22 protein-coding genes are annotated in these 21,271 nt (G+C 65.1%); 13 read left to right on the forward strand and 9 right to left on the reverse strand.

Annotated elements, in window-relative coordinates:
• The first annotated feature begins 551 nt into the window (after positions 1–551).
• The 10 genes from LVJ94_09290 (at position 552) to LVJ94_09335 (ending at position 10,247) form a co-directional block, all read left to right on the forward strand.
• The gene (locus LVJ94_09290; GenBank protein WXB07427.1) at positions 552–959 is read left to right on the forward strand and encodes a hypothetical protein; all 408 of its coding nucleotides are present in this window, start codon (positions 552–554) and stop codon (positions 957–959) included.
• A 98-nt stretch (positions 960–1,057) separates the two neighbouring features.
• Positions 1,058–2,233, forward strand: a complete 1,176-nt coding sequence (locus tag LVJ94_09295; GenBank protein ID WXB07428.1) for a thiolase family protein — start codon at positions 1,058–1,060, stop codon at positions 2,231–2,233.
• A gap of 43 nt (positions 2,234–2,276) precedes the next feature.
• The gene (locus tag LVJ94_09300) at positions 2,277–3,719 is read left to right on the forward strand and encodes an MATE family efflux transporter (protein ID WXB07429.1); all 1,443 of its coding nucleotides are present in this window, start codon (positions 2,277–2,279) and stop codon (positions 3,717–3,719) included.
• A gap of 165 nt (positions 3,720–3,884) precedes the next feature.
• A complete protein-coding gene (locus LVJ94_09305; GenBank protein WXB07430.1) occupies positions 3,885–4,538 on the forward strand; it encodes a hypothetical protein in 654 nt (217 codons plus the stop codon).
• A 154-nt stretch (positions 4,539–4,692) separates the two neighbouring features.
• Complete coding sequence (locus LVJ94_09310) at positions 4,693–5,556, forward strand: alpha/beta hydrolase (GenBank protein WXB07431.1); 864 nt, start codon at positions 4,693–4,695, stop codon at positions 5,554–5,556.
• A 173-nt stretch (positions 5,557–5,729) separates the two neighbouring features.
• Entirely contained in the window at positions 5,730–6,953 is a 1,224-nt protein-coding gene (locus LVJ94_09315) for an ammonium transporter (GenBank protein WXB07432.1), read from the forward strand.
• A 243-nt stretch (positions 6,954–7,196) separates the two neighbouring features.
• Positions 7,197–8,579 carry a sigma-54 dependent transcriptional regulator gene (locus tag LVJ94_09320; GenBank protein ID WXB10695.1) on the forward strand — a complete coding sequence of 461 codons (1,383 nt, stop codon included), beginning with the start codon at positions 7,197–7,199 and terminating at the stop codon, positions 8,577–8,579.
• Between the two features lie 141 nt (positions 8,580–8,720).
• Positions 8,721–9,197 (forward strand): response regulator, encoded by a 477-nt coding sequence (locus tag LVJ94_09325; GenBank protein WXB07433.1) that lies wholly within the window; start codon positions 8,721–8,723, stop codon positions 9,195–9,197.
• 71 nt (positions 9,198–9,268) lie between these two features.
• Positions 9,269–9,835 (forward strand): PA2169 family four-helix-bundle protein, encoded by a 567-nt coding sequence (locus LVJ94_09330; protein ID WXB07434.1) that lies wholly within the window; start codon positions 9,269–9,271, stop codon positions 9,833–9,835.
• A 16-nt stretch (positions 9,836–9,851) separates the two neighbouring features.
• Complete coding sequence (locus LVJ94_09335; GenBank protein WXB07435.1) at positions 9,852–10,247, forward strand: YtxH domain-containing protein; 396 nt, start codon at positions 9,852–9,854, stop codon at positions 10,245–10,247.
• Positions 10,248–10,276: 29 nt separating this feature from the next.
• Here the strand turns inward: LVJ94_09335 and LVJ94_09340 are convergent, their stop codons facing one another.
• On the reverse strand, positions 10,277–11,140 hold the full coding sequence (locus LVJ94_09340) for an ATP-binding protein (protein ID WXB07436.1): 864 nt from the start codon (positions 11,138–11,140) through the stop codon (positions 10,277–10,279).
• Between the two features lie 100 nt (positions 11,141–11,240).
• On the opposite strand from LVJ94_09340, the gene LVJ94_09345 reads away from it, so the two are divergent.
• Genes LVJ94_09345 through LVJ94_09355 form a run of 3 tightly spaced genes read left to right on the forward strand, consistent with a single transcriptional unit; the run spans position 11,241 to position 14,718 of the window.
• On the forward strand, positions 11,241–12,416 hold the full coding sequence (locus LVJ94_09345) for a hypothetical protein (protein WXB07437.1): 1,176 nt from the start codon (positions 11,241–11,243) through the stop codon (positions 12,414–12,416).
• A 14-nt stretch (positions 12,417–12,430) separates the two neighbouring features.
• Positions 12,431–13,636 (forward strand): acyl-CoA dehydrogenase family protein, encoded by a 1,206-nt coding sequence (locus LVJ94_09350; GenBank protein ID WXB07438.1) that lies wholly within the window; start codon positions 12,431–12,433, stop codon positions 13,634–13,636.
• Positions 13,633–14,718, forward strand: a complete 1,086-nt coding sequence (locus tag LVJ94_09355; GenBank protein WXB07439.1) for a phosphotransferase family protein — start codon at positions 13,633–13,635, stop codon at positions 14,716–14,718. The genes LVJ94_09350 and LVJ94_09355 overlap by 4 nt, the downstream gene beginning before the upstream one ends.
• 128 nt (positions 14,719–14,846) lie before the next feature.
• Here the strand turns inward: LVJ94_09355 and LVJ94_09360 are convergent, their stop codons facing one another.
• The 8 genes from LVJ94_09360 to egtD all read right to left on the reverse strand — a co-directional run bounded on the left by LVJ94_09360 (position 14,847) and on the right by egtD (position 21,241).
• Positions 14,847–15,530, reverse strand: coding sequence for a response regulator (locus tag LVJ94_09360; GenBank protein ID WXB07440.1), 684 nt, complete (start codon positions 15,528–15,530; stop codon positions 14,847–14,849).
• Positions 15,531–15,609: 79 nt separating this feature from the next.
• Positions 15,610–16,986 carry a HAMP domain-containing histidine kinase gene (locus tag LVJ94_09365; protein ID WXB07441.1) on the reverse strand — a complete coding sequence of 459 codons (1,377 nt, stop codon included), beginning with the start codon at positions 16,984–16,986 and terminating at the stop codon, positions 15,610–15,612.
• Positions 16,983–17,669, reverse strand: coding sequence for a response regulator transcription factor (locus LVJ94_09370; protein WXB07442.1), 687 nt, complete (start codon positions 17,667–17,669; stop codon positions 16,983–16,985). The genes LVJ94_09365 and LVJ94_09370 overlap by 4 nt, the downstream gene beginning before the upstream one ends.
• Before the next feature lie 33 nt (positions 17,670–17,702).
• On the reverse strand, positions 17,703–17,870 hold the full coding sequence (locus LVJ94_09375; GenBank protein ID WXB07443.1) for a hypothetical protein: 168 nt from the start codon (positions 17,868–17,870) through the stop codon (positions 17,703–17,705).
• 30 nt (positions 17,871–17,900) lie between these two features.
• Complete coding sequence (locus tag LVJ94_09380; protein WXB07444.1) at positions 17,901–18,470, reverse strand: periplasmic heavy metal sensor; 570 nt, start codon at positions 18,468–18,470, stop codon at positions 17,901–17,903.
• A gap of 96 nt (positions 18,471–18,566) precedes the next feature.
• Positions 18,567–19,094 carry a GNAT family N-acetyltransferase gene (locus LVJ94_09385; protein WXB07445.1) on the reverse strand — a complete coding sequence of 176 codons (528 nt, stop codon included), beginning with the start codon at positions 19,092–19,094 and terminating at the stop codon, positions 18,567–18,569.
• A 153-nt stretch (positions 19,095–19,247) separates the two neighbouring features.
• The gene (locus LVJ94_09390; protein ID WXB07446.1) at positions 19,248–20,168 is read right to left on the reverse strand and encodes an acyl-CoA desaturase; all 921 of its coding nucleotides are present in this window, start codon (positions 20,166–20,168) and stop codon (positions 19,248–19,250) included.
• Between the two features lie 89 nt (positions 20,169–20,257).
• On the reverse strand, positions 20,258–21,241 hold the full coding sequence (gene egtD, locus LVJ94_09395) for an L-histidine N(alpha)-methyltransferase (GenBank protein ID WXB07447.1): 984 nt from the start codon (positions 21,239–21,241) through the stop codon (positions 20,258–20,260).
• Between the last annotated feature and the right edge of the window lie 30 nt (positions 21,242–21,271).

The following is a 21,271-nucleotide window of genomic DNA, read 5'->3' on the forward strand; positions in this document are numbered from 1 at the left end:
CCACGTCAAGCAATCCCGCCCGCCCGAGTCTCTTCCCTATATGACGCGTTGCGTAGCTATGGGGACGGAGTCCTCTTGTCCGGTCGGCTGGAACGTTACCGCGTATCTTAACGTCCGTTTACGGATTTCGCGCAACTTTCCGGAATATTGCCCATGAGTGCGCAATCGCGCAAAACGCGCGCGACCGTTTTCGCCACCAGCCCGAGCGGGCGCGGGAAGCTGACGCAATAGGCTGTTTGACGCGCCATCCTGCCCCTCGTGCACGGTATCGCGTGGCACGCACAATCTGCAGCCCGCTTCGCGACCTCCCACGAATTGCCGTGGATCGGCCATGATCCAAGAGACCGCAAGTATGCGAACCGGCGCAGATTCTGCGGGTGATGAGGGCGCCACATTTTCGCGAGGCTTCTCGCGATCGCTACAAGGGTCGTGAAATGCCACAAGCATTCGGATTGTTGGGTACGGAGAAAGGCGACCTCGCCGCCGGCACGCACTCTGCACTAGCGTCGGGGTGGACCCTACCAGCAGTCAGATTCAGATGGAGTTTAGTCATGCCTAGTAACGAGACGAACCCTGCAACGAAGAAGCGCGGCTTTGGAAGCATGGATCCGGAGCGTCAGCGTCAGATCGCGCGACAGGGCGGTAAAGCTGCGCACGAACGTGGGAGCGCCCACGAGTTCACCAGTGATGAAGCTCGCGCAGCGGGTCGCAAGGGGGGGGTCGCGGTAAGTCAGAACCGCGCCCACATGGCCGAAATTGGCCGTCGTGGGGGCGAGGCGCGTGGCGCCGGTCACCGCCGTCGTATGGAAGAGGCCCGCACCAAGACGGCAGCACAGCCTGCCGAGGCCAAGAAGGAAGGCGAGACTGTCGCCGCGGCGACGGAAGAGTCCTCGCCAGGGACCGAGCCGGAGCGCGCTGTCGAAGGCGCCGAGGACGACGCTCAGCGTCGCTCCGCCTAGCAGGCAGGCACGGTCGTGCCACGAACACCGAATCGCGGCGCGCGTCTGGCGCGTCCAGGCGTCGCGTCGCGAGCTTTTGTCGATTATAGACGGTGTTCATGGCGGAAGTTTTCGTAGTTGATGCTCTACGTACGCCCTTGGGCCGCCTCGGCGGCGGGCTTGCCAAGGTTCGGCCGGATGATCTGTTAGCCGCCGTGTTTCGCGCCCTGGCGAAACGCCATCCCCGCGTTGGTGAACGCCTCGACGAGGTGTACGCGGGCAATGCGAATGGGGCCGGCGAAGACAACCGCAACGTGGCCAGGATGGCCGTGTTGCTCTCAGGTCTTCCCGTGTCCGTCCCCGCTGCAACCGTGAACCGGTTGTGCGGCTCCGGAATGGAGGCGGTGATCTCCGCGTACCGTGCGATCGCGCTCGGTGAGGCGGATGTGTGCATCGCCGGTGGCGTCGAGTCGATGACTCGGTCGCCCTTCGTCATTCCTGCGCCGGAGGATGCCTTTCCGCGCGAGCTGCCCACGTTCAGCACGCGCCTCGGGTGGCGTATGACCAATCCCGCGATGCCGTCCGAGTGGACCGTCGCGATGGGGGAGGGCGCCGAGATCCTTGCGGAAAAGTACGAAATCGCCCGCGCAGCCCAGGACGAGTTTGCGGTCGAGAGCCATCGCCGTGCGCACGCCGCATGGGAGAGTGGCCGCTACGATGCGGAAGTGATCCGCGGCCCTTGGGAGCTCGTTCGCGACGAATGCGTCCGCGCGGACACGAGCCTGGAGAAGCTGGCCAAGCTGCGCCCCGTCTTTCGCACGTCCAAGGGGACCGTGACGGCAGGCAACGCGTCGCCCATGAACGACGGTGCGGCGTCCCTCCTCTTAACATCTGCCCGTGGGATGCGGGAGCTCGACCTGACGCCACTCGCGCGCATTCGTTCCGTTGCGGTCAGCGGAATCGAGCCGCAACTTTTTGGCCTCGGCCCCGTGGAGGCTTCGCAGCGCGCGCTCAAGCGGGGCGATTTGGCCGTCTCCGACTTGGACGTCGTCGAATTGAACGAGGCCTTCGCCGCACAGGTCCTCGCATGCTTCGCGGCGTGGCCGGAGTTGGATCGCAGCAAGGTGAACCCCAACGGCGGCGCGATCGCCCTTGGACATCCATTGGGCTGCTCGGGGGCGCGCCTCGTGGGGACGCTGGCGCACGAACTAAAGCTTCGCGGAAAGAAGAACGGTCTCGCCACGGCGTGCATCGGCGTCGGGCAAGGAATTGCGGTGACGCTGTCCAACGGATGAGGCCTTGCCGGCATCCTCGGCGGACCTTATCGCGTTCTCCCTTATGGTCGATTCGAGCCAGCCTGCGGGCCATCCCGTGAACGAGGCACCGTCGCGAGGCTTTGCCTCCGCCTGGAGGCTCGTGCGCGATGCGCTCCGCGGCGCGCCCATCGATCACACCACGGCGCCCATCGGCCGGTCCGTGGTCATGCTCGCCATTCCCATGGTCATGGAGATGATCATGGAGTCCATCTTCGCGGTCGCGGACGTCTTCTGGGTCTCGCACCTCGGAGCGAATGCGACCGCCATCGTTGGCCTCACCGAGTCGATGATGGTCATCATGTACTCGGTGGCGATGGGGGTCTCCATCGGGGCAATGGCGCTCGTCGCGCGCCGCATCGGTGAGAAGAAGCCAGTGGAAGCGGGGCGCGCCGCCGTGCAGGCGATCGCGCTCGGCGTGGGCATGTCCGCGCTGATCGGCATCGTGTGCGCCACGAATGCTTCGTCCCTACTGCGCATGATGGGCGCCACACCCGAGGTCGTGGCGACGGGCTCGCGTTTCACGCAGGTGATGCTCGGTGGCAACATGACCGTGTTTCTCCTATTCCTCATCAACGCGATCTTCCGCGGTGCGGGGGATGCGGCCTTCGCCATGCGCGTCCTTTGGCTGGGCAACATCCTGAACATCGTGCTCGGCCCGTGCTTCATCTTCGGCGTGGGACCTTTTCCCGCGTTGGGGGTCACGGGTGCGGCGGTGGCCACGACCATCGGGCGCGGCACCGCCGTGCTGTATCAGCTGTACCTGCTCACCCGCGGGCGAAGCCGCATCACCATCTCGCGCGAAACACTCGGTCTCGATTTCGGTGTGATGGGCAGCGTGCTGCGCATGTCCGTTTCGGGCACCGTTCAGATCCTCGTGTCCACCACGAGCTACGTCGGGCTGGTGCGCATCATCTCGGACTTCGGCAGCGTGCCGCTCGCCGGGTACACCATTGGTCTGCGTATCATCATGTTCGCGCTGCTCCCGTCGTTCGGCGTCAGCAATGCTGCGGCCACGTTGGTGGGACAGAACCTGGGCGCGGGACATCCGGACCGCGCCGAGAAGTGTGTCTGGCGCGCCGGTGCGTACAACGCCGTGATCCTCGGCGGGCTCGGATTCCTCTTCATCGTCTTCGCGCCCGCACTGGTGAGCCTCTTCACTCCCGACGACGCCGTCCATTCGTATGGCGTCTCCTGCCTTCGCATCGTGAGCGCCGGCTTCCTGTTCTACGGATATGGGATGGTGCTCTCCCAATCCTTCAATGGTGCCGGCGACACCTGGACGCCCACCATCCTCAACTTCCTCTCATTTTGGGTGCTCCAATTGCCCATCGCCTGGTGGCTCTCGCAGCACACCTCACTCGGAGCACGCGGCGTGTTCGTCGCCCTGGCCTTTTCCTATTCGACTCTGGCCGTCCTATCCGCCGCGATCTTTCGGCGAGGTCGGTGGAAGATGAAGAAGGTTTAGAAGGGCATCGAATGGGCGCTTTCGAGGAGCAGAGGGTGAAAATTTCGGCCGAAACCGGGCGTTCTATAAGCTCGAGCGGGGCTTTTGACCCGGTGCGACGCAAAATCGCGTTTGGAACGCATCGTGATATTGTTTCGTTTCGCGGAGACTGTTAGGGTCCCCCGCATGCGAGCCAGCACTCTCAAGGTTATCGCCGCCATTGCGGCACTTACGATGGGGATCTCGGCCTGCGGCGGAGACGAAGCTCCCCCGCCCAAGACCCAAGAGGAGGCTGTGCCCGCAGCACCGCCGCCTCCGCCCCCCGCACCGGAACCCGTCGCGACGACTCCGCCGCCCGCGCCGGAACCCCCGCCCCCGCCGCCGCCGCCCCCGGCTATCAACGTCGTTGCGTTGAAGATCACGCCGAAGGCCGGCAAGGTTAAGGCGATCGAGGTCGCGAGCGACGGATCCATCACCGCCGACGGCAAGCCGGTGGGCAAGGTCTCGGCCGACAGCATCTCCGATGCGTCGGGCACGACCGTCTTCTCGGTCACCTCGGACGGCGCCGTCTCGGGTGGCTCGGCTTCGGGCCTGAAGTTCGGCGCGGGCGACGAGCTCGCGGGCGACGACGGCACCAAGGTCACCGTCAACGACGACGGCACGATCACGCACCAGAAGCCGAAGGCCAAGAAGGCCGACACCGTGGCGAAGGTCGACGGCGCAAGCGCGTCGGGCAAGCGCGAAGCCGCTCTTGTCACCCTCGCTTGGGTTCTCGGCAAGGGCCCCTCGGCGAAGGCCGCTGCCCCCGCGAAGGCGGCGACCGAGAAGCCGAAGAAGTAAGTTCTCTCGCTAGTCAGGAACGGCCCACAAGGCCGGGCCTTTGGCAATAACGTAGTTCAAAGTGGGGCAACGATTCGGTTCGTTGCCCCACGTCTCGTTTGTGCTCGTTCGTTTCTCTTGAGGGCATGCCCAACACACGTAACCCTGACCGCTCATGAAGAACGGTGCGGATTTCGAAGGGCGGCGGATGGCACTCGCTTCGGGGGTCACGCTCTCCGTGACGTCGAAGGGAGACGGGCCTCCGATCGTCTTGCTTCACGGCTTCCCGCAGAACTCGTACACGTGGCGTAAGAACCTGCCGACGTTGGCCGATGCAGGGTTTCGCGTGATTGCGCCGGACATGCGCGGCTATGGGCAGTCGGACAAGCCGCAGGCGGTGGCCGACTACAAGACGGAGCACCTCGTGGCCGACGTGCGCGCGTTGGTGCACGCGCTCGGCTACGAGAGGGTGCATCTCGTTGGGCATGACTGGGGCGGGGTCGTCGCCTTTCACGTCACGGCGGCGCACCCCGAGCTCGTCGAGCGCCTGGTGATCTTGAACGGGCCGCATCCCAATGTGTTCCGCAAATCGCTTTTTCGAAGTCAGGCGCAGCGCATACGCGCTTGGTACGTGTTCCTCTTTCAGCTGCCGTTTTTGCCCGAGCGCATGCTCGCGCGCAAAGGCACGCTCGCGCGCATGCTTCGCTTGTACGGGCCGGGCGTCTTCTCGAAGGAAGACCTCGCGACATACACCGATGCCGTCCGCAAGCCCGGCGCCGCGCGCTGCATGGTGAACTACTACCGCGCGGCGTCGCGCTGGCACCACGAGATCCCCGTCATCACGCGGCCGACCCTGGTGCTCTGGGGCGAGAAGGACCTCGCCCTGCACCCGTCCCAGGTCGACGGACTCGAGAAACACGTGACGGACCTGACCGTGAAGCGCTTTCCGGACGCGACCCACTGGTTGAACGAGGAAAAGCCGGTGGAGGTGCACGAGGAGATCGTCCGGTTTTTGAGGGCGGCGGGGGAGGGCGGCTAGGGGTAGGCGGCTAGAGGATCGAGCACGAGCGCGTGCGCGTGCACGTGCACGAAGACGCCGCGGCGAACCCCGCCGCGGCGAACCTTGCTGCCGCCGTACCTCCGGCCGTCAAAATCCCCGAAAAACGCGCCCGAAACCTCTCCGAAACAACCGCGCCTCTACATGCTGAGAGCATGACCGCGGACGCGATGAGTGCGGGCGACACGGCGTGGCTGCTTGTGAGCTCAGCGCTGGTTCTGCTGATGATCCCTGCGCTCGCGCTGTTCTATGGCGGGATGGTGCGGCGCAAGAATGTGCTCTCCACGTTGATGCACTCGCTCGCGGCGCTGCCGGTGCTCAGCATCACCTGGGTGCTCTTCGGGTACTCGTTCGCGTTCGGACCGACCCATGGAGGCATCATCGGTGGGTTCGACTACATCGGCCTTCGCGGCATCGTCGGAACCCTGCACGACACCGTTCCGAACTACGCCTTCATCGCGTTTCAAATGATGTTCGCCGCGATCACGCCGGCCCTCATTTCTGGCGCCGTCGCCGAGCGCATGAAGTTCTCGGCGTACATGGTCTTCATCGTCCTGTGGTCCGCGCTCGTCTACGTGCCGGTCGCGCATTGGGTGTGGGCGACGGGAGGGTGGCTCTTCGAGCTGCACGCGCTCGACTTCGCCGGCGGCACCGTCGTGCACCTCACGGCGGGCGCCTCCGCGCTGGTCTGCGCTCTCGTGCTCGGGCCGCGCTTGAAATATCCGCAGGAGCGCCCGCTGCCGCACAACCTCACCATGACCCTGACCGGGGCTGGCCTCCTCTGGTTCGGGTGGTTCGGCTTCAACGCCGGCAGCGCGCTCAAGTCGACGCCCCTCGCGGCGCTGGCCTTCCTCGTCACGCACCTCGGCGCGGCCGGCGGGGCGCTGGGCTGGCTCTTCATCGAGTGGTGGCACCGCGGAAAGCCGACCGCCCTCGGTGTGGCCTCGGGTCTCGTGGCCGGGCTCGTCGCCATCACGCCCGCCGCGGGCTTCGTGGCGCCATGGGCGGCCATCGTCATCGGCGTTCTCGCCGGCCTCGCCTGCTATGCCGGTGTGCTTGCAAAGTACAAGTATGGCTACGACGACTCCCTCGATGCGTTCGGCGTCCATGGCGTCGGCGGTTTCACGGGCGCCGTGCTGACCGGCGTCTTCGCCCAGACCGCTTACAACGCCGACGGCGCCGATGGTTTGCTCTTCGGTGGCGTGAAGCCCTTCCTCATCCAGATCGTGGCCTGCGCAGCCTCGGGCCTCTACGCCGCCGCGGTCACCTGGGTGTTGCTCAAGCTGATCGACCGCGCCATGGGCATCCGTGCGTCGGCTGCCGATGAGCGCGAAGGACTTGACTCTACGCAACACGGCGAGGACGCTTACGCCGGGTAGTTCGCGGCCGCGCTATTTTGCCGGTGGTGTGTAAGCTGCCAAAATGCCTCGCTCTTCCGTAGGCGGAGATTGCGGCTGACACACTCTAAGTTTGCGATACATTTCGGGAATGGCAAACTGTGCGGAGGCAATCCTCCCCAATACAGAAACGCAACAGCGTGCCCAGCATCGAACGGGTAAGCCATGACACAAATCATCCCGAACGGAACGCCGCCAACGTCTCTTCCGGTCCGGAGCGATCCGGTGCAGGGGCGTATTCTCATCATCGACGACGATCGCAGCATGTGCGAGATCCTCGATAGCGCGCTCAGACGGCGCGACTTCGAGGTCGCCTGGCGCACGTCCCCGGACGAGGGCCTGCGCGCGCTCGCCGATCAGGACTTCGACGTGGTCGTGACCGATCTGAACATGCAAGGCATGAGCGGCGTGGACCTGTGCCGCCAGATCGCCGAAAACCGCGAAGATATCCCGGTCGTCGTCATGACCGCCTTCGGCAGCATGGAGACCGCGGTCGCGGCCATCCGGGCCGGCGCGTACGACTTCGTCACGAAGCCCTTCGAGATGGACGACATCGCGCTCACCTTGGAGCGCGCCCTCCGCCATCGCGCCCTTCGTGAAGAGGTCAAACGTCTGAAGCGCGCCGTCGACGACTCGAGCAAGTTCGACGACATCATTGGCCAGAGCTCGGCGATGGAGAAGGCGTACGACCTTCTCGATCGCGTCGCCGACAGCGATACGACCGTGCTCATCACCGGTGAAAGCGGTACCGGCAAAGAGCTGGTCGCGCGGGCGCTCCACAAGCGCAGCCCCCGCAATCGCGGTCCCTTCGTGGCCATCAACTGCGCCGCGATGCCCGAGACCTTGCTCGAGAGCGAGCTTTTTGGCCACACCCGTGGCGCCTTCACGGACGCGCGCCAGGCCCGCCCGGGCCTCTTCGTCAAGGCGCAGGGTGGCACCTTGTTCCTCGACGAGATCGGCGAGATGCCCATGGGCATGCAGGCCAAGCTCTTGCGCGCATTGCAAGAGCGCACGGTGCGGCCCGTCGGCGGTGACGCCGAGGTTCCCTTCGATGCGCGCATCGTGGCGGCGACCAACCGCGACCTCGAGACCGAGGTCGAGGAAAAGCGCTTTCGCGAGGACCTTTTCTACCGCATCAACGTCGTGCGCATCAACGTGCCGCCGCTGCGCTCGCGCGGGAGCGACGTGCTCTTGCTCGCACAGCACTTCATCGAGCGGTACTCGGCCGCGGGGCGCTCCAAGGTGAAGGGCATGTCCAGTGGCGCGGCGGACAAGCTTCTGAGCTATCCGTGGCCCGGCAACGTGCGCGAGCTGCAAAACTGCGTCGAGCGTGCGGTGGCCCTCGCCCGTTACGATCAGATCGGTGTCGACGACCTGCCGGAGAAGATTCGCGACTTCAAATCGTCGCGGGTCATCGTGGAGACCGAAGATCCGTCGGAGCTGCTTCCGATGGACGAGGTCGAACGGCGCTACATCTTGCGCGTGCTCGAGGCCGTGGGCGGGAACAAGACCATGGCCGCGCAAGTCTTGGGCTTCGACCGGCGAACGCTCTACCGAAAGCTCGAACGCTGCGGCGTGGCCGAGAACAAGAAGGAAGCTCGGGAGTAACGCGCAGGCGTCGAAGCTTCGAAAAAGACCCAGTCGAGGGACGTTTTGGAACGGATGGGGCGAATCGCCACGCCAAGTTCGCTTAGGCGAATTGATTTGCCCCCCGTTTTGTCGGCATAAGGGCTGCAATGGCCGAGCGCCATGGTCGCTCCAGCAGCAAGGATTGCAGCGCGGCGTCGACAGGTCGCGAACAACGAGGGGGGCGACAAACGGATTGGTCCGCCAAAGCGCGCGATCATTGCCGATGACGACGCCGACCATCGTCGGCTGCTCGCCAGCGTGATCCGACGCGCCGGCTTCGAGGTGCTCGAGGCCCAAAACGGCGAAGAGTTGCTCGATATGTACGATGGGCAGCATCCACCCGATGTCATCGTGACCGACCTCATGATGCCTCGGGTGTCCGGATTCGGCGTCATCGAAAGGCTGCGCGACCTCGATTCGAGCGTGCCCATCGTGCTCGTCAGCGCCGTTGGCGACGACAACATGGACATCCTCGCGCGCGATTTGGGCGCGGCCGCGATGGTGCACAAGCCGTTCGACTTTGCGGTGCTTCGCGACCTCGTCGTTCGCATCGCGCACGGAGCGGGTGGCACATCCGCTGCAACAAACACCAGATAGTCACCAGGTAACGTTCGGGGGGATTCGCGTTGGGGGTTTGGTCAGGGCCGTTTTGGAAGTGGGGTCCCGTCATGAATCCAAGTGTCAGCAGCGATCAAACGAAGAACGACGTCGCCACGGCCGCCGTACCGGCACCCACGGTACCGCGCCCTTCGGGACCGGAGGTCGACGAGCGCATCGACGTCGTCGATACGCCGACGCTCGTGTTGGTTTTGAACGGCCTCATCGAAGTCGCATTGGATGGGGCGCGCATGTTCTCGCTCGCGGCCGGTGATGCGCTCGACCCGGACTACAAAGTCTTGTTCGCGCAGCACGCGCAGGAGCGAACGCACTTTGCACGCGAGCTGCAAGCCGCTGTCTTACGCATGGGGGGGAATCCACAGAACCACGGCACGCTGGAAGGCGTGTTGCTTCAAGCGTGGATGGACGTGAAGTCCGCCGTGGCCGTTCGAGAAGACTACGCAGTTCTCCGCGAAGTCGAGCGCGCCGAGCAGAATGCGCGAAAGCGCTATGCGCGGGCCCTCACCCTGGATCTCGGTGGTGATGTGAAAGCGCTCGTCGAACGACAATATTCGGCCATCAGCCGATCCCACGATCGTGTGCGTGCGCTTCGTCAGAAGCACGCGCTCCGATCCTAAGAAAGGAGCCCGTCCCATGAAGTATGCCAATTTGAAGAAGTCCATGCCGTCTCTGCCGCGTCTGGATGCGGACACATTGTTGGAGCGACTCGGACTCGAGCGACGCAGGAGCACGTTCGAGCGCGTCGCCACCATTGTCGGCATCTTCGGGGCGGGCATCCTGGTCGGTGCAGGCGCGGGGTTGCTCGCGAGCCCGGTGCCGCCCGCGGACGTGCGCAAGAAGCTCGGTGAGGGCGTGCGCACCGTGAAGAACGAGATCAACAACGGCATGCGCCACGCGAAGCAGGAGATCGTCGAGGGCGCCCGCCATGCGAAGCACCAGGTCGACGATTTCGTCTCCCGCGAAGTGAAGCACAACTCACCGCGGGTGGGCGAGCACGAAGGCCGGAACGGCGCGATCAAGGCGACCTAACCTTCGGCCGCAGCGCTGACTCGTTTTAGCTAGCTGCGGTCGCGGGGGATGCGGACGGTGAAGCGCGCACCGCGCGTGGCGTTGGCGCTCGCGTCTTGCAGGTTCTCGGCGTGAACGGAGCCCCCGTGGGCATCGATGACGCCGCGGACGATGGCGAGACCGAGGCCCGTGCCGCTCTTGGGTGCGTCCAAGCGCGAGAAGCGTTCGAAGATCTTGGCCAGCTGCCCATCGGGGATGCCGGGGCCGTCGTCTTCGACGCAAAGCTCGACGTCCGCGTCCACCTGCTGCAGCCGAACACGAATCACCTTTTTGGCGAAACGAACCGCGTTGGAAAGCAGGTTCGTCACGACCTGCGTGAAGCGGTCGGCGTCCACCAGGGCCTCCGCGGGTTCCTCGGGCAGGTCGACCGCGATCTCGATGTTCGTGCCGGCGTCGATGCGGCGGATGTCGTCCGCCACGTTGCGCACGAGGGTACGAACGTCCGCGCGTCGCTTTTTGAGCTCGACGCGGCCCGATTCCATGCGGCCCAAGAAAACGAGGTTGGACGCGAGGCGTGTGAGGCGTTCCACGCTGCGGCGCACCAGGCCGAGCAAGAACTTCTGCTCGTCGTTCAACTCGCCCACGTCGTGGTGCGAAAGCTCGTTGATGGCGCCCACGATGACCCCGAGCGGCGCGCGAATGTCGTGCGCCACCATCGAGAGCAGGTTCGTCTGCATGCGCTGCAGAAGCGACAGCTCCTGCAGCTTGGTCGCGACCTCGCTCTCGAGGAAGACGTTGGCGTGCGGGTCGATGGTCCGGATGCGTTCCGCGAGCTGAGCCGCGTCTGCAATGCCGGCGCCTAGAAGAACGGTCGAACCTGGATTGGATTTGACTTGAGCCAGAAGCTCATCCACGGTTTCAGGTTCAACGATGTCCTCTCTACCTACTTGCTCGGCCGAAAGTCGATAACAGAGAACTGCCACCCAAATGGCTCATAACACGTAGCAGGTAGAAATGGCGAATCCTCTGGTGGCCTTGGCGCCGCGCCGTCGCCTGCTCGCGCTCGTTGGCGTTCTCGTCATCGGCTTTCTTCTCGTGCGTCCGGTGGGGGCGCACCTTCGTGCCACGGGGCTCCTTCTGCGGTTCGCGGCGGCGGATCCGGCGACGGCGCCTTGGCTTGCGCGCGCCTCTGCTTACGACGTGGACGAAGAGGGCTCCTCGCTGGAGACGACGATGGGCCCCACGCGTGCGCGCTTGTACGTGCCACGCGGGGTGGGGGACCCGCCCGCGGTGATCATCGTGCCCGGTGTGCATCGCTTGGGGGTCGACGAGCCGCGGCTTCAGCGCTTCGCGCGCTCCATTGCGTCCTCGGGCGTCGCCGTCTACACGCCGGAGATCAAGGCCCTCACGGAGTACCGCATCGAGCCGGCCAGCATCGGCACCATCGGCGAGGCGGCCAAGGCCCTCGCCCAGCAGCGGCACAAGGCGCGGGTGGGCATCATGGGGATGAGCTTTGCCGGCGGCCTTGCGCTGCTTGCCGCGGCGGATGCGCGCTATGCACCGGCCATCGCCTTCGTGGTGGCCGTCGGCGCGCACGACGACCTCGCGAGGGTCGCGCGCTTCTTCGCCACGAACGAGATCCCTGCGCCGGATGGGCACCCGGTGCACATGAAGGCGCACGACTACGGCACCGCGGTGCTGCTCTGCGATCACGCCGAGGAGTTCTTCTCCGCGGAGGATGCACCGGGGGCGCGCGATGCGCTCAAACATTGGCTCTGGGGCGAGGAGGGCGAGGCCCGCACCCGCGCGGCGAAGCTCACGGAAGCGTCTCGGAAGAAATTGGGCGTCATCTTCGAGCGAAAAACAGGCTCGGAGCTCGCGCCCGATATTTTGCGCGTGATCGACGGACAACAGGCGGCCATGCGCGAGGTCTCTCCGCGGGGCCACCTCGCTGGGGTGCGCGTCCCGATTTTTCTTCTGCATGGCGCGGGCGATTCGGTCATTCCACCGAGCGAGACATCGTGGCTCGCGACGGAGGTTCCGGCCGGCTATTTGAAGAATGCGTTGATCAGCCCGGCGGTGCAACACGTCGAGCTCCAGGGCGAGCCAAGTGTGTCCGACCGGTGGGCTCTGGTGCACTTCATGGCGCAAATCCTGGAAGAAGCCGAGGATGAGACGCGCGCGTTCTGAGGTACGCTCGCTCCATGTTTCCGGTATCCGCTGAATTGCAGTCGCACCTCGAGGCGATGCGCGCCATCGTCGATGCGGACTTGGTCCCGTTGGAGCAGCGACTCGCAAGCGAGAAGAGCTTCATTGCCCTCGAGCCTGCGCTGGCGAAGGTCCGCCAGAAGGTCAAAGAGAAGGGACTCTGGGGGCCGCAGATCCCGAAGTCGCTCGGTGGCATGGGGCTCCCGTTGACCGAGCATGCGCGCGTGAGCGAGGAGCTCGGGCGCTCGCCGCTCGGGCACTATGCGTTCAACTGCCAGGCGCCCGATGCCGGCAACATGGAAATCCTCCAGGCCTTCGGCTCGGACGCGCAGAAGAAGACGTACCTCGAGCCGCTGGTGCGGGGCGACATTCGAAGCTGTTTTGCCATGACGGAGCCGGAGCACGCGGGGTCGAACCCGACGTGGCTCGGTACGACGGCGGTGAAGGACGGCAGCGACTACGTCATCCACGGGCACAAGTGGTTCACGTCGTCGGCCGACGGGGCGACGTTCGCCATCGTCATGGCGGTGACCAATCCAGAGGCCGCGCCGCATGCGCGCGCCAGCCAGATCATCGTGCCCACGAACACGCCGGGGTTTCGCTTGGTGCGCAACATCTCGGTCATGGGCGAATCCGGTGACGGCTACGCGAGCCACGCCGAGGTCGCCCTCGAAGGTTGCCGCGTGCCGCAGACGAACCTGCTCGGCATCGAGGGCGCGGGCTTCGGCATCGCGCAGGAGCGGCTCGGACCAGGTCGCATCCACCACTGTATGCGCTGGATCGGCATCTGCGAGCGCTCGTTCGCGTTGATGTGCCGTCGCGCGGCCTCGCGCATGGTGGCGCCGGGCAAGCCGCTGGGGACCAAGCAGATCGTCCAAGCGTGGATCGCGGAGAGCCGTGCGGAGATTCAGGCCGCGCGGCTCATGGTCCTCAACGCGGCCTGGACGATGGAGCGCGACGGGGCGTACGCCGCGCGGGAGGACATCTCGCTGATCAAGTTCTTCGTCGCGGGGGTGCTCCAGCGGGTCATCGATCACGCGATTCAAGTGCACGGTGCACTCGGCATGACCGACGACACCGTGCTGGCGTTTTTCTATCGGCACGAACGCGCAGCGCGCATCTACGACGGAGCGGACGAAGTGCACAAAGTGGTGGTCGCCAAGCGGATTCTCAAGGGCTTCGGGTTGGAGGTGTCGTCATGAGCGCGGTAAATGTCGACGGGGCAAAGCCGGTTCGCGCGGGTGAGGAGCTCGATGCCGTGAAGCTGGGGAGCTTTCTCCAGCGCGAGGCGAACATCGGGGGGCCCATCGAGATTCTGCAGTTCCCCGGCGGGCACTCGAACCTGACGTACCTGGTGCGCACACCGGATCGCGAGCTGGTGCTGCGGCGGCCTCCGTTCGGCAACCGCGTGAAGAGCGCGCACGACATGGGGCGTGAGTTTCGCATTCTGTCGAAGCTGTCGGGCGTGTACGCGCCGGCGCCGCGGCCCGTGGCCTACACGGAGGATCCGGAGATCCTGGGCGCGCCGTTCTACGTGATGGAGCGGGTGCGCGGCGTCATCTTGCGCCGCAGCATGCCGAGCGAACTCGGGGTGGATGCGCCATTGATGCGAAAGCTCTGCGAGTCGCTGGTCGATGCGCAGGTTGCGTTGCACGCCGTGGACTACGAGACCGCGGGGCTGGCCGACTTGGGGAAACCTGCAAAGTACATCGAACGCCAGGTCTCCGGCTGGACCAAACGCTACCGTGACGCGCAGACCGACGAGGTTCCGGAGATGGACCGCGTGGCCGAATGGCTGGCGGCGCGCACGGACGAGGCCGAGGCCGACGATTCAGGAAGCGTCCGCGCGGCGGTGATCCACAACGACTACAAGTTCGACAACGTGGTGCTCGATCCCGACGACATCGTCCGCGTGCGCGGCGTGCTCGATTGGGAGATGTCCACCCTGGGCGATCCGCTCATGGACCTGGGCACGACGCTCAGCTACTGGGTCGAGGAGGGCGATCCCGACGAGCTGAAGTTCCTGGCCTTCGGCCCCACCTCTCTACCGGGTGCGCTCACGCGGCGTGAAGTCGCCGAGCGCTACTTCGAAAAGAGCGGCCGCAAGGTGCGCGATCTGCGCTTCTTCCTCGTGTTCGCGTTGTTCAAGAACACGGGGGTGCTCCAGCAGATCTACTGGAGGTACAAGCAAGGCCTCACCAAGGACGAGCGTTTCGCCTCGTTCAACATGGCCGTGCGCATCCTCGCGCAGCGCGCGGAGCACACGATCCACCAGGGGCTCTAAGAAGAAGAGAGAGAATTCACAGGAAGACGGGAAGGCGGGAAGGATTTTGATGGGTCTCCCATCATCTCCATCCCTCAAAACTTCCCGTCTTCCCGTCTTCCTGTTCTCTCAAAAGACGGCAAAACTGCTCAGCGCATGCCGAGGCGCTTCAAGCGACGGAACAAGTTGCCCCGGTCGAGGTGAAGCATGCGGGCCGCGGCGGCCACGTTGCCTTGGCAGAGGTCGAGCGTCGAGCGAAGCACATGGCGCTCCGAGTCGTCGATGAGCGACTGGTAGGAGCCTTTGCGCAAACGCGCGCCGCTGGGGGCGGGGAGGGCCGGAGCGACGGCGCTGGTCACCGTTTCCTGCCAGGAAAGCTCCTTTTGGGAGCGACGAAGGGCGACCGCTCGTTCGACGGCGGGGCGAAGCTCGTCGATGCCGACGGGCTTCTCGAGGAAGTCGCTCGCACCGAGACGAAGCGCTTCAACGGCGTGAGGAATCCTTCCTTGGCCGGAAACGAGAATCACGGCGAGCGGCAACGGTTGGGGAAGACGGGCGAGGAATTGAAGGCCCGTTTCGTTGGGGAGGATGAGATCGAGAACCATGACGTCCGGCAAAAGTCGGCCGTTGGTCAGGATGTCCCATGCTTCGTCGCCACTGCGCGCTTCGGTGACGACATACCCGTCGAGTCGCAGCGCGCGGCAGATGCCACGGCGCACCGCAGGTTCGTCGTCGACCACCAGCACGCGTCCGCGAATAGCGTCTTCGGCGAGAGGCGGCGGTTGTTGTTCGGAGGCGGGATCGTTGCAATCGGGCGAAACAATGTTTTCCATCTTGGCGATACTGGACACCTTAGCGAAGGAGTTGCGAGCGCGGTACTCCACTCGCCACTTTAGGCGAACGATTTGGAGCTTACCGACCTACCAATTTGAAACGGACCCCCACGCGCGCGCCGCCCTGGGCGCGATTCTCTGCGAAAGCGCGACCGCCATGTGCCTCCGCAATGCGCTTCACCAGCGCGAGGCCGAGGCCGGAAGAACGCGCGCTTGCCGCCTGATTTCTAGGGTTTTTGTAAAAGGGTTCGAACGCTTGCGATGCCTCCCCTGGTGTGAAGCCAGGTCCATCGTCTTCGACATCGAAGGCGACGAAGTTTCCGTCGCGATGTACGTGAAACATCGCGACGCCTCCGGCGTGACGCTCCGCGTTCTCGAGGAGGTTGTGGACCGCCCGCGCCACCAAAGTTGGGTCACCGCGGAATTCGAGGTGCGGCACATCGACGGCGAGTTTCTCCGGTGCCACGCCCGTGCGTTCGATGGCCTCTTTGGCCACTTCGGTGGCGTCCATCGTGACGGGTTTGGTCGCGGCAAAGTCGATGCGGGAGCCCGCAAGGAGGTCGCTGACCAAGGCATCGATGGCCACGACCTCGCGATCGAGCTCGTCGAGCGCGGGGCAGGGCTTCCCGTCTCCTTCCGCGGTTTGTTCGACGGCGCTGCGACCCAGCTCGATGAGCAGGCGCATGCGCGCGAGCGGTGTCCGGATTTCGTGCGACACGGTGGCGAGCAAGGCGCGCTGATCGGCGAGTTGCTTCTCGATGCGCTCAGTCATGTCGTTGAGCACCTCCGCGAGTAGCCCCATCTCGCCGCGGTCGTGCATCGGCAGGCGGGTGCGGCTCGAGAAGTGCCCGCGCCCGATGTCGTCGGCCACCAGCGCGACTTGGTAAATCGGCCGCGCGACGCGGCGCGCGATGAGGCCGGACGCGGCCCACACCACGAGAAGCCCGACGCACAACGGAATGAGGACCGACTTGCCGAAGGCATGGTGCTCCACGCAAAGGGTGACCTTGCCCAGTGCTTCACCCTCGTCGCTGACGATGGGGACGTCGAAGGACTTCTTGCATTGCGCCCCGATGGACTGCAGCACGTGGCCCGAGGCGTCGCGCACCACCAGGTTCATGTTCAGATCGTGCGCGGTGGCGCGCGCCAGGCGGGAGCGCTGGTCGGCATCGTTCCACACCTCGGCGTAGCGGCGCGCGAGGAAGGTGCGTGCGTGGTCGACGTCCGCCGACCAACCCTGGCCGCTGGTGAAAAAGCGGGTCGAGACGCCGACGAACAGGCCGCTGGCCAGGATGGTGAGCCCGAACCAGAGGAAGATGCGGCGCTGCAGCAAGAACTGGAACTTGACGCGATGAAACGGATGCCGCAGGCCGAAGTACCGCGGATCGAACTTGTGCCAGTGCCGATGCCAGCGCTGGATGGCCTCGCGGCTCGGGGGGCGCCTTCGCCGCCTCACACGAGGTCCCTCGCGAGAACGTAGCCGACGCCGCGCACCGTTTTGATGAGGCGCGGCGACTTGGGATCGTCCCCGAGTTTTTGCCGCAAATGCGAGATGTGCACGTCCACGGTGCGGTCGCCCACGGTCACGTCGCCGCGGCCCGCCTCGGCGAGCAACGCTTCGCGGGCGACGACGCGGCCGGGTCTGCGCGCAAGGGCGAGCAAAATGTCGAACTCGACCCCGGTAAGGTCGACGGGTTTGCCCGAGAAGGAGACCTGCCGGCAGCCGACCTCGATGGCGATGTCACCGACCCGAATGCGCTGGTCGATGGCATCCGGTGCGGCGCGCCGCAAGACGGCGCGCAGGCGGGCGAGCAGTTCGCGCGGGCTGAATGGCTTGGGGACGTAGTCGTCGGCGCCGATCTCGAGGCCGACGACGCGATCGGTCTCGTCGCCCTTGGCGGTGAGCATGAGCACCGGGATGCGGTTCTTTTCGCGGATGCGGCGCAGGACCTCGAGGCCGTCCATGCCGGGCATCATCACGTCCAAGAGTACGGCGTCGAAGGTGCCGTTGCCGAGCGCCGCGAGCCCTTGGGGACCGTCCGAAACGGCGGTCACCGTGAAGCCATTTTGCTCCAGGTAGCTCGCGAGCAGCTCGTACAGGCGGACGTCGTCATCGATGAGTAGGACGCGGGTCGGCATGGGCGGTTCGTACAGATTACGACAGAAGCGGCATCAATTCGCGTGCCGAGCGGCGTCGACGCAGACTTGGGCGATGTGCTGCTCGAAGGCGGCCCGCCGGGCGTGGTTGTGGCAGCGAAGGCTGGCGAAGCCGAGGCTGTATCCGCCGACGGTGCCCAGGGCGAGGACGGCAATGAGGATTCTTCGGTTGACGGGGTGCATGGCCTGTGAGTCCTTTCGGGTGGGGCTCGGTCAGAACGGGCCGAAGCCGGGGCCGCGCTCGAGCCAATCGGCCAATTGCGCGCGCTGACGCTCGTCGAGGGCGCCGTGGATCTTGGCAAACGCGTCGATGCCCGCCTTTCGCATGGTGTCGATGCCGTGTTCGACGCGCGCGGTGGCGCCGCCGAGCGCGACCTCGTCGAAGCTCTCCCCGCGCATGGCGGTGGCGATCTCCGAGCGGGCGCCGCGCATCTCCTCGCGGATGCCTCGGCCGGCGGTTCGCAGCTCGTCGATGGCCTGCATGATCACCTTTTCCTGGCCGGGCGTGGTCTGGAGGCGCTCGAAGAGGCCGCGCAAGAAGAAGCGCGGACCACCACCGCCGCGGCGCGGCCAGCGCGGCTCATCGTCGAATTGGCCAAACTGCCAGGAGTCGCGGCGCCAAGGATCGCGGTAGCCACCGCCACCCCCATAGCCGCCGTACGGCTCGTGATGGCCGCCGCAACCGCCGCCGAATGCGTAATAGGGACCCGCATAGAAGCGTCCTCGACGGAGGACCTTTACGAGGCCGACGAGACATAGTGTGCCAATGACGAAACCAATCATCGCGATCTCCCTTCATGTGTCGCTTTTCGCGTGTGGCGTGAGGGAGATGGTCGGGCCGGTTCGTTAACCGGATCCGCGCGCCCGGGTTAAGAAGTGTTACGACTCCGGCGGCGGATACGTGCTGCGGCGCGGCGCACGTTGCTGCGTCTCGCGCGTCATTTCCAGCATGGTGGTGCGGAAGCCGAGGGACGTGAACAGCTCCTGGCCCTCGCCATTGTACATGGCGGTGTGCAGCACGATGCGGGGGGCGCCAAGCTCCTCGAGGTGGCGGATCGTCTCGATGACGAGCTTGCGGGCGATGCCCTGGCGCCGCTCTTCTTCGGCCACGAAGACATCGTGGAGGCGGCCACAGCGATCGAGCAGGTCGTTCCAATTGCGCGGTTCGATGCGCGCGTAGGTGTAGCCGACGACGCGAATCCCGCTTTCGGTCTCACGCAGCGCGGCCAGGATGACCGTGTCCCCCGAGCGCATCTCCCCACGTAGAAATTGCCGGTAGCCTTCGGCGGCGTCCGGCACATTCATGAAACGCAAAGGGTCGAGATCGTGGTGGTACCGAACGAGCCTCGCGGCGAGTGCGGCTATGCCCGCAAGGTCCTCTTCGAGCGCCCGACGGATGATGACCATCGAGGGAAATGTAGCATGGGAGAGAGGGTTTAGGGTTTAGGGGTTAGGGTTTAGGGGAGAGAGAGAAGAAAGAGCTCCCAACTTCCCTCCCTCTCTCTCTCTGACCCCACCCGCCTCGCGCCTCTCTCTCTCTCTGACCCTAAACCCTAAACCCTAAACCCTAGCCGCCCGCGACGCGATCGGCGCGCGGTCGCGGATCTTGGCCGGCGGGGTGTGGAGATCCCAGACGATGCCGAATACCGAGAGGATGCGCAGCACGTAGTAGGTGACGTCGATTTCCCACCAGAAGAAGCCCTGGTTGACCGCCTTCGGGTAGTAGTGGTGGTTGTTGTGCCAGCCTTCGCCCAAGGTGATGAGGGCCAGGATCAGGCTGTTGCGGCTGTCGTCGGTCGTCGTGTAGCGGCGGCGGCCGATCCAGTGCGCCAGCGAGTTGATCGTGAAGGTGCCGTGCCAGAGCAGCGAGGTGGACACCATGAAGCCCCAAACGAGGCCCCACCAGCCCAGGGTGAGCTGCAGCGTGATCGCAAAGGCGATGATCGGCACGAGGTGCCAGCGATTCAACCAGACCAGCTCGGGGTACGCGCGAAAGTCGCGGATTTGGTCCCACTCGGTCTCGTCGTACTTGCGGGCGAGGATCCAGCCCACGTGCGACCAGAGAAAGCCGTTGATCTTGCGCGAGTGGATGTCGCCCGGCTTGTCCGAAAATTTATGATGCAGGCGGTGGTGCGCTGCCCACCAGAGCACGCCCTTTTGCACGCTCAGGGTGCCGATGAAGGCCAGCACGAACTGAAAGACGCGGCCCGTCTTGTACGTGCGGTGCGCGAAGTAGCGATGGTTGCCGGCGGTGATGCCGAACATGCGCAGGTAGTAGAAGCCGACGGCGAGCAAAAAGCCCTTCCACGACCATCCCAGTGCCCACACGCCCACGACGGCGGCCACGTGGACGGCAAAGAACGGGATGCTCGTGATCCAGCCAATGCGGCTAAGCGAAGGATCGTCGTTGGCGGCTGCGATGGCTTGGCCAGCTTCGGTGACAGGAGCCGGGCTCTCGATGCCGGCAGCTTGTAACGTCATGCCGGCACCATACGTGCGGCTCTGTCACGAATCGGTCATCTGCTCATCATTCTTCGACGACGGAGCCGCCCGCCATGCGGGGAGCCCCGCTACGTCGAACGGAGAAGCTGCACGCTGAATAGGCTCTTTTCGTCGGTCCAGACGCGGTCGACGCGGAAGCCGCTGCGCGTGGCGATGTGCGTCATATCGTCGGCGCTGAACTTGTACGAGTGCTCGGTCAGGATGGATTCACCCTCGATGAACGGAATCGTCACGTCGCCGACGCGCACGATTTGGCTGCAGGTGCTCACCAGGTGCATTTCGATGCGGCCTTCGCGCTCGTTGTAGAATGCACGGTGGCGGAATCGGTCCAGGACGAAATCCGCGTCGAGCTCGCGGTTGATGCGCGCGAGCACGTTGAGGTTGAACGCCGCCGTGACGCCCGCGCCGTCGTTGTACGCGAGCTCCAGGACGGAGCGGTCCTTTTTGAGGTCTGCGCCGACGAGCAAGCCGCACGGGCCTCGCGCCAGCGAGCGAAGGTGCGCGAGAAAGCGGGTGGCCTCCTCCGGCGAGAGGTTTCCGATGGTGGAGCCCGGGAAGTAGAACACCAGGTTTTGCGTCGGGCGCCGGGCGCGCGGGATGTCGAAGTCTTGCGTGTAGTCTGCACATACGGGCAAGACCTCGAGCCCGCGGTCGGCGTAGGCGTCGAGGAGGAGCGCCGCGGACGAGATGAGATGTTCGCGGGCGATGTCGATGGGCACGTAGGCGGCAGGGTCGTCGAGGTAATCGAGGACCAGGCGCGTCTTGTTGCCGCTCCCGCTCCCGAGCTCGATGAGCAGCGGACGCGATCCGAGTTCGCGCGCGATCGCGCGGTTGTGGGTCCGCAAGATCGCGAGCTCGGTGCGCGTGGGGTAGTACTCGTCGAGCTCGCAGATCTCGTCGAAGAGGCGCGAGCCGCGTTCGTCGTAGAAGAACTTGCACGGAATGGCCTTTTTCTTCAGCGACAGGCCGTGCAAAACCTCGTTGCGGAACGAACTTTCGCGCGTCGGCGCGTAGTCGTAGAGCGTGAACGGGCCGATGCTCGTCGTCTTCATGCGCAATCCTCTCGTCAGGCTTTCGGGTCG

It is taken from the genome of Sorangiineae bacterium MSr11367, assembly GCA_037157805.1.
GTDB lineage: Bacteria > Myxococcota_A > Polyangia > Polyangiales > Polyangiaceae > Pendulispora > Pendulispora rubella.

Bases quoted from the DNA above. Each gene is read 5' to 3' on its own strand.
- LVJ94_09300 (WXB07429.1), top strand. From the start codon at position 2,277: ATGGTCGATTCGAGCCAGCCTGCGGGCCATCCCGTGAACGAGGCACCG.
- LVJ94_09345 (WXB07437.1), top strand. From the start codon at position 11,241: ATGGCGAATCCTCTGGTGGCCTTGGCGCCGCGCCGTCGCCTGCTCGCG.
- LVJ94_09325 (WXB07433.1), top strand. From the start codon at position 8,721: ATGGTCGCTCCAGCAGCAAGGATTGCAGCGCGGCGTCGACAGGTCGCG.
- LVJ94_09310 (WXB07431.1), top strand. From the start codon at position 4,693: ATGAAGAACGGTGCGGATTTCGAAGGGCGGCGGATGGCACTCGCTTCG.
- LVJ94_09315 (WXB07432.1), top strand. From the start codon at position 5,730: ATGACCGCGGACGCGATGAGTGCGGGCGACACGGCGTGGCTGCTTGTG.
- LVJ94_09335 (WXB07435.1), top strand. From the start codon at position 9,852: ATGAAGTATGCCAATTTGAAGAAGTCCATGCCGTCTCTGCCGCGTCTG.
- LVJ94_09350 (WXB07438.1), top strand. From the start codon at position 12,431: ATGTTTCCGGTATCCGCTGAATTGCAGTCGCACCTCGAGGCGATGCGC.
- LVJ94_09305 (WXB07430.1), top strand. From the start codon at position 3,885: ATGCGAGCCAGCACTCTCAAGGTTATCGCCGCCATTGCGGCACTTACG.
- LVJ94_09390 (WXB07446.1), bottom strand. From the start codon at position 20,168: ATGACGTTACAAGCTGCCGGCATCGAGAGCCCGGCTCCTGTCACCGAA.
- LVJ94_09290 (WXB07427.1), top strand. From the start codon at position 552: ATGCCTAGTAACGAGACGAACCCTGCAACGAAGAAGCGCGGCTTTGGA.
- LVJ94_09380 (WXB07444.1), bottom strand. From the start codon at position 18,470: ATGATTGGTTTCGTCATTGGCACACTATGTCTCGTCGGCCTCGTAAAG.
- LVJ94_09330 (WXB07434.1), top strand. From the start codon at position 9,269: ATGAATCCAAGTGTCAGCAGCGATCAAACGAAGAACGACGTCGCCACG.
- LVJ94_09385 (WXB07445.1), bottom strand. From the start codon at position 19,094: ATGGTCATCATCCGTCGGGCGCTCGAAGAGGACCTTGCGGGCATAGCC.
- LVJ94_09355 (WXB07439.1), top strand. From the start codon at position 13,633: ATGAGCGCGGTAAATGTCGACGGGGCAAAGCCGGTTCGCGCGGGTGAG.
- LVJ94_09370 (WXB07442.1), bottom strand. From the start codon at position 17,669: ATGCCGACCCGCGTCCTACTCATCGATGACGACGTCCGCCTGTACGAG.
- LVJ94_09360 (WXB07440.1), bottom strand. From the start codon at position 15,530: ATGGAAAACATTGTTTCGCCCGATTGCAACGATCCCGCCTCCGAACAA.
- LVJ94_09375 (WXB07443.1), bottom strand. From the start codon at position 17,870: ATGCACCCCGTCAACCGAAGAATCCTCATTGCCGTCCTCGCCCTGGGC.
- egtD (WXB07447.1), bottom strand. From the start codon at position 21,241: ATGAAGACGACGAGCATCGGCCCGTTCACGCTCTACGACTACGCGCCG.
- LVJ94_09295 (WXB07428.1), top strand. From the start codon at position 1,058: ATGGCGGAAGTTTTCGTAGTTGATGCTCTACGTACGCCCTTGGGCCGC.